Origin of the sequence: Paraburkholderia sp. BL21I4N1 (assembly GCF_002973525.1) — a bacterium.
Lineage (GTDB): Bacteria > Pseudomonadota > Gammaproteobacteria > Burkholderiales > Burkholderiaceae > Paraburkholderia.
On sequence record NZ_PVEN01000027.1, the window covers coordinates 61757 to 68504 of the forward strand.

The window sequence follows — 6748 nt, forward strand, 5'->3', positions numbered from 1 at the left end:
CGCCATGCCCGCTCCTGAGCGCACGAAGCGCGAGCTCGGCGATATGCAGGACAGGTCGCTTCACACCTTGTTCGATCTGCTCACGGCAACTGAAGTCGTTGGTCATGATCAATGCATCCGGCGGCGCTGCGCGCAAAAGCGGCAGTAGCTTGTCTTCCGCTACTTTCATCGACAGATCATAGTGCTCGTTGTTGAAACCGAACGATCCAGCCATGCCGCAGCATCCTGTATCGAGCAGCTTCCAGCGCAGACCGAGTTTGTCGAGCAGCGCGGTTTCGCCATTCATGCCGAACAGCGATTTCTGATGACAATGCCCGTGCACGATGACATCGGCATCGAGCGTTGGCCACTGAAACTCCGTTTCGGCGAGGAAGTCCGACAAGAGATGCGTTTGCGCCGAGAGCTTTCGCGCAATGTCATCCTGCGGCAACTGCTTGAGTAATTCGTCCTTGAACACGGACAGACAACCTGGCTCAAGCCCGACGACCGGAACGCCGAGTAGGATGTCTTCCGATAGGTCGTCGACCGCGCGTCGCAACAAGGCCTTCGCCTGGTTAATGAGCCCGTAGTCATACAGCGGACGCCCGCAACACAGACGCTTGTGAGGCAACAGGACGTCGTATCCGAGCAGTGTCAGGACATCGAATGCGGCGCTCGCAATTTGAGGCGAGAAATGATCGTTGAAGGTATCAACCCACAGAATGACCTTGCCCGTCTGCCTCGCATTCGGACGCCTTTCGCGCACGCGCTGACCATCCGCAAGTTGTCTGAACGGTTTCGACGCGAAAACCGGCAGATTGCGCTGCGGCGCGAGGCCGGCGACCCACCTGCTGATAGGCGTGATGAAACGCGACGACGTCATAAGATTCGTGAGCCACGGAAAACGTCTCGCCAGCGGCGCCCATTGCCCGATTCTGCCCATGAACATCGCCTGACGTGGCCGGCGATTGCGTTCGTAATACTGGGAGAGGAATTCGGCCTTGTACGTGGCCATATCCGTGTGCGTCGGGCAATCGCTCTTACAACCTTTGCACGCGAGACAAGTATCGAGCGCGTCTTTTGCTTCCTTGCTGTTCCAGCCGACTTCGATGACTTCGCCTTGCAGCGTCTCCCAAGTCAGATGAGCGCGGCCGCACGTCGATTGCGCTTCTTCGCGGCTCGCGCGGAAGCTCGGGCACATCGTGCCGCCGTTGAGCGAGCGGCATTTGCCCGCGCCGATGCACCGCTCAACGGCGCGCTGCATGCCATAGCCTTCGCGGCTTTCAAACGCGAGTTTGGTGCGCAGGTGCACCGGCATATAGGCTGGTCCCATGCGCAGGTTCTCGTCGGCGCGATAGGCGTTGACAATCTTGCCCGGATTCAGGCGCTGCGCCGGATCCCAGATCGCCTTGAATTGTTCCATCGCGGCGATGATGTCGGGGCTGTACATCATCGGCAAGAATTCGGCCTTCGCCTCGCCGTCGCCGTGTTCGCCCGACAGCGAGCTGCCAAATTCGACGACCAGTTCCGCCGCTTCTCGCAAAAAGCGACGCCACGTATGCACACCTTCAACGCTGCGCAGATCGAAGGTGATGCGCGCGTGCACACAGCCGTCGCCGAAATGGCCGTATAGGCACGTCTCGTAACCATAACGGTCCACCAGCGACTGGAAGCGCCGCAGGTAATCGCCGAGACGCAGCGGATCCACCGCAGCATCTTCCCATCCGACGATCGAATCGGGCTTCGACCGGTCGACCGACAACGCGACCGCCGATGCGCCAGTTTCGCGAATCGACCAGATCTGGTCCTGCCTGACCTCCCCTTCGACGATGAACCCAGTCACACCGGCGCCGCCCTCACCCGACAAAAAGAATGCGCGCGCTTTTTCGGCTTTGGCGCGCGCTTCTTCGGCCGTGTCGGCACCGAATTCCAGCACGACCCACGCGTTGCCTAGTGGCAGTAGCGAGATTTCGTCGGCCTTCAGACCACGCGCCTGCAAGCCGCGGATGATCGCGCAGTCCCGCCCTTCGATCGCGATCGGGCCGAAGCGCGCGTAATGCGGGACGCCGTCCGCGGCAACGAAGATGTCGGCAAAACCGAGTACGAGGATCACGCGGCAGGCGGGACTATCCACAAGGCGCACCTTCGCTCGCAGCGTCACCGCGCAGGTGCCTTCGGTGCCAACCAGCGCGCGCGACATTGAAGCCGTTTTCCGGCAGCAGCTGGTCGAGATTGAAACCCGATACGCGCCGGCGCATCTGCGGAAACTCGCGGCGGATCGCATCGCTGTAACGGTCACGTAGATCGCGCAACTGGCGATAGATCTCGCCCTTCCGGCCGCCCTTCTCGATGATGCGCTCAAGCCTGTCTTCCTGTGTCGGACCGACCCAGAAGCGCGCGCCGTCGTAGGTCGCAATCTGGAGCGCCGCGACGTTGTCGGCAGTCTTGCCAGCCATCACCGAATGCGCGCCGTACGAGTTGTTTCCGATCATGCCGCCGAGCGTGCACAGGCTGTGCGTGGCCGGATCGGGACCGAACGTGAGACCGTATTTCTCGCCCGCATCACGCAACGTATCGCAGACTACCCCGGGCTCGACGATCGCCGTGCGCGCATTGGGATCGATCCAGACAATGCGGTTCACGCACTTGCTCACGTCGGCAACGACGGCGACATTCACGCACTGCCCGTTCTGCGAGGTCCCGCCGCCGCGCGTGAGAAACGGCACCGCGTACTCATTGCAGATTTCGAGCGCCCTCGTCAGATCGCCCACGTCGCGCGGCACGACCACGCCGAGCGGCACCTGCCGGTAATTCGACGCATCCGAGGCATAAAGCGCCTTGGAGCCGGCATCGAAGCGCACTTCGCCCCGCAGCGTACGCGCGAGTTCGCTCTCGAGATGTTGCAGAAGAACGACATTTTCCGCATATGGCGTGGTAGCTTTCACGGCATCACATCGATGCGGTTGCGGGGTCGTTCGCTGCATTGGCAGTCATCTTGAAGATGCCTTCCGCATTGCCGGCATCGAATCGCAAATTGGTAACCCACTTGCGGGTCGCCCGATCGAACTCGCACCTTCGGGTGATGAATTCATAGAAAGAACCCGGCATCTGGCGCCTGACCGTTGCTCCGTTTGACGTACTGAATCGGCGCTCCACGACGTCCGCACGATAGGCGGTCTGGAACAACCGACCCGAACGAGAGCGCGCTACTTCCGGCTTCATCGGGCGGCCCTTTGCCTTTTCGTCATCGGAGAGCTGGAACACGTCTTCGACACAGTCTGTTGCGTAATTGAAGGCGTTGCCTTCAGTCGCAATCCACCCCATTTCCACTGACTCCGCGAGCAGCACTTCATAGTCGGTTTCGCTGGGCATGTCATGTTGACGTGCGAACGCGGGTACGATGACGGGCAGCAGGTCCTGGGCTGCCTCGATAGGCAGCGAGCCGTCCTGTTCAAGCTCAGACAACCGCTGGATCGCAAGAGGCGTGAGGAGATCCCTGGACGACTCCAGCGCGTTGGTTACAGCCTGCTGAATCTCTCTTGAGAAGCGTTCCGGGTTCACCTCGCGCACGAAAAACTGCGCTATCTCGTCCTGCGCATAAGCGCGGCCGGTCATCCCCAGCTTGCCCAGCGGATATCGGCTATTCAACCGGAAGCCAAGGGGGCGCAGGATCCGAGTGATAGCGGCCTCTCCTGGAGGTAGCGGGCAATTATGCGGCCAGCGCACCGTGCGCAACGCGCCGTGCTCGAAGTAGACGGAGCCGCCGTTTGCGACTGTCTCACGCGTGTAGGCGCATCCATTAGGCGAACGATTGAGCAGATCGTCAAACAATGCCATGTTCATCGCCCGAGCCAGCTCGGCACGGGTGACCGCTCCTTCCTCCCGGTCATTGAGCAATGGCGGCGTGTTAAGCGTGGAGAACAGGGCCTCAGCCTTCTCACTGCCAAGCAGCTTTAGCAACAGATGTTCTAGATTCGCATTACGCATCGTTCATCTCATCGGTCAGGGACGCACGCGGGGCAGGAAGCCCTAGTGATCAGCTGGTGCAATCGGGAAGCTAACCTTGGGGTAATCATCCTTTTCGTGCAAAATCTGGCGCTTTGTTCTGGAAAGCCATGACTCTTCAAAGGCTTGCAAGATCGAGCCTGGCGTAACCGGCGCAAACGGAAAGCCTTACTGGACGTGGCTCCCCGGGAGACGACCGCCAGATGTCGAGTTGTATTAGCCTAGACTGCAATTAGCCTAGGCTGCACCTGACAGGTAGTCGGGCGAGTAAAAGGAAGAAGGCGATTCAGTGAGGGATCAGTTTCTGCCTAGCGAGCCCGAGTGAATCAAGGAAGGTCCGCATGGGCGTCTTGCAATAACACCATCTTCCTTCATGCTCACGCGCGGCGAAGCCTTCGTCGCCCACGGACAGCAGCGCTATGAAGAACAGCAGCGGCACCGCAGCATCGATCGCCTAAGACGCCGCGCGACGGCTCTGGGTTTCCAGATCACTCCCACTCCCCAAACAACCTGAAACAACGTGGATTCCTGAATGCTTCTCACGAGATCGTGACCGAGTGTAGGCGCGTCATAAATTCTTTCCCAAATTCGTTTTGTGGTGCGGCTTATGCGTCCGCTGCATGCTTCGAGGAGCCAGCCAGCGATCGATCGCGAAGCTGGTGCGCTGCGGCATGTTTAAAGCTGGCTTAGTACTGTCCGACAAGGAGACAGCGTAGGCACGAGCGGTCGCTCTCATTGAAAACGACTATGCGTCCCACGCATAAGGACGCAATTTTGGTGTATTTGCGTTCTATCTTGATGGCAGTCATCCTCATTACATCACCGTGAAACGATGACTTTCTGGGGTTAGATCTTGGCGTCTCGACTAGGGAAGAGACATGTTGGAGGAATCAGGTGGGCCGGTGCGCCCCTTGTCCGATAACGAGGCAGATGCTGCGGCGGCAGCATACTGCTGGATCCACCGAGTAGCCGCTTTTCCAGTCGTTAATGCGTTCGAGGAGTCAAGTATGCAAAAACAACCGAAAGTGAAGATTCTCTACCTAAACGTCACCCAAAAGACGAATGTCGAGAAGCAGGCGTTCACCGAACTTGCGGAGCAATTCAAGCTGCCAGGCACCGAAGTGCACATCGCCTCTCTCCCAGAAACGGATGGCCGGTTCCGCAATGCGGAATATCGCACATACGAAGCCATTATGACACGTGGCGTGGTCCGTGCCGCCCGGGCTGCGGCCCGGGAGAATTTCGACGCCATGGCCATCGGTTGTTTCTACGACATCGCACTGCACGATGCCCGCGAGATCTCGGGAGAAATGCTGGTGAGTGCTTCCTGCGAAGCGGCATGCGAAATTGCCAATCATTTAGCCAATCGATTTGGCGTGATTGTTGGTCGCCGGAAATGGGTCTACCAAATGGAAGGTCTCGTGCGGAGCTACGGGTATTCCCAGCAACTGGCCGGGTTCTATCCAGTGGATCTCGGCGTGACGGACTTTCAGCGCGACCATGCGGAAACGCGACGCCGGTTGATCGCTGCGGGGCGGACAGCCGTGGAGCGCGACTATGCTGAAGCGCTTATCTTGGGCTGCACCATGGAGATGGGGTTCTATAAGAGCGTGGAGGACGCAACGGGCGTGCCCGTCATCGACGCAGCGATCGCTGCATTGAAGCGAGCGGAATATGGCGCCTTGCTCAAGCGGCAGTGCGGGTGGATTCCAAGCCGCAAGTGGTCTTGCGAACCGCCGCCTGAAGAGGAGCTCGAACAATTGAGATGCTTGGACGAGCGGGAAGCGCTGGGCCCTCGCATTGTTGTCGCCGCCGACAGATAAGAAGCGCTAACAAAATTAACTTTGCAACCGTCGCCAGCATATGATGCAGCAGGCCATTTTGAGGAAAGCTTCGTGGATGAAGGCGAGGCGTTCGAAGCGTATTCGCAGTCGCCGGAAGTTATGTAGCCACGAGATGGTTCGCTCTACGACCCAGCGTGTTTTGCCCAGGCCACTGCCGTGAGGCTGCCCACGCCGCGCGATTTCTGTCGCGATGCCGGCTGCGTGCAGCGGGCGACGATATTTGTCGTGATCGTAGCCCCTGGCGCCCTAGACGACGGAAGGTTTCGAAAGTGGTCTGCCGCGCTTGCCGCTGATGGGAGGGATGGCATCGACCAGTGCATGTAGCTGGGTAACGTCGTGGCGGTTGGCGCCAGTCAGGATCACCGCGAGCGGGATGCCCTGCGCTTCAGTGATGAGGTGGTGCTTTGAACCGGGTCGCGCACGGTCGGTGGGATTCGGTCCCGTTTTTGACCTGCGCCCACGGCACGGATTGAAGATGAGTCGACGATGACGCGAGACCAGTCGATCTGCCCGGCTGCGCGCCCGCGCAAGCAGCACTTCGTGCAACCGGTCCCACACACCGGCGGCCTGCCAGTCACCCAGGCGGCGCCAGCAACTCATGCCGCTGCCGCAGCCCATCTCGCGGGGCAGCAGGTCCCAGCGCAGGCCAGTCTGCAGGATGAACAGAATGCCCGTGAGCACCGCACGATCATCGAGCGGCTTGCGCCCAGGATGACGGATGCGGCGCGGTTTGGGCGGCAGCAGCAACGGTTCGATGAGTGCCCAGAGTTCGTCGTCCAGTATGAGTATGGCCATGTCCTTTTCGTCGTCGAAACAACGACAAGGTTAAGGAATATCTGCAAAAGTCCTGGCATTACGTTGCTGCCGAGCTATCCTGGAAACGGAGCGGATTTTGTGAGGAGCAACATGATGACGCAGCT

2 protein-coding genes and 3 pseudogenes are annotated in these 6748 nt (G+C 59.6%); 2 read left to right on the plus strand and 3 right to left on the minus strand.

Annotation, left to right across the window (positions count from 1 at the left end; all coding sequences use genetic code 11):
• Positions 1-16 precede the first annotated feature (16 nt).
• Together B0G83_RS35970 and B0G83_RS35975 are read right to left on the minus strand one after the other, a co-directional pair.
• A pseudogene (locus B0G83_RS35970) lies at positions 17-2963 on the minus strand (FAD-binding and (Fe-S)-binding domain-containing protein); the annotation flags it as partial.
• The gene (locus tag B0G83_RS35975; RefSeq protein ID WP_105512043.1) at positions 2929-3966 is read right to left on the minus strand and encodes a 2-oxoadipate dioxygenase/decarboxylase family protein; all 1038 of its coding nucleotides are present in this window, start codon (positions 3964-3966) and stop codon (positions 2929-2931) included. The pseudogene B0G83_RS35970 and the gene B0G83_RS35975, both read right to left, overlap by 35 nt.
• 388 nt (positions 3967-4354) lie before the next feature.
• Between B0G83_RS35975 and B0G83_RS35980 the strand changes: the two are divergent.
• A pseudogene (locus tag B0G83_RS35980) lies at positions 4355-4498 on the plus strand (IS110 family transposase); the annotation flags it as partial.
• 493 nt (positions 4499-4991) lie between these two features.
• Positions 4992-5807, plus strand: a complete 816-nt coding sequence (locus B0G83_RS35985; RefSeq protein WP_219849066.1) for an aspartate/glutamate racemase family protein — start codon at positions 4992-4994, stop codon at positions 5805-5807.
• Between the two features lie 15 nt (positions 5808-5822).
• Here B0G83_RS35985 and B0G83_RS35990 read toward each other — a convergent pair.
• Positions 5823-6623 (minus strand): annotated as a pseudogene (locus tag B0G83_RS35990) (IS5 family transposase).
• Between the last annotated feature and the right edge of the window lie 125 nt (positions 6624-6748).

Bases quoted from the DNA above. Each gene is read 5' to 3' on its own strand.
- B0G83_RS35985 (WP_219849066.1), top strand. From the start codon at position 4,992: ATGCAAAAACAACCGAAAGTGAAGATTCTCTACCTAAACGTCACCCAA.
- B0G83_RS35975 (WP_105512043.1), bottom strand. From the start codon at position 3,966: ATGCGTAATGCGAATCTAGAACATCTGTTGCTAAAGCTGCTTGGCAGT.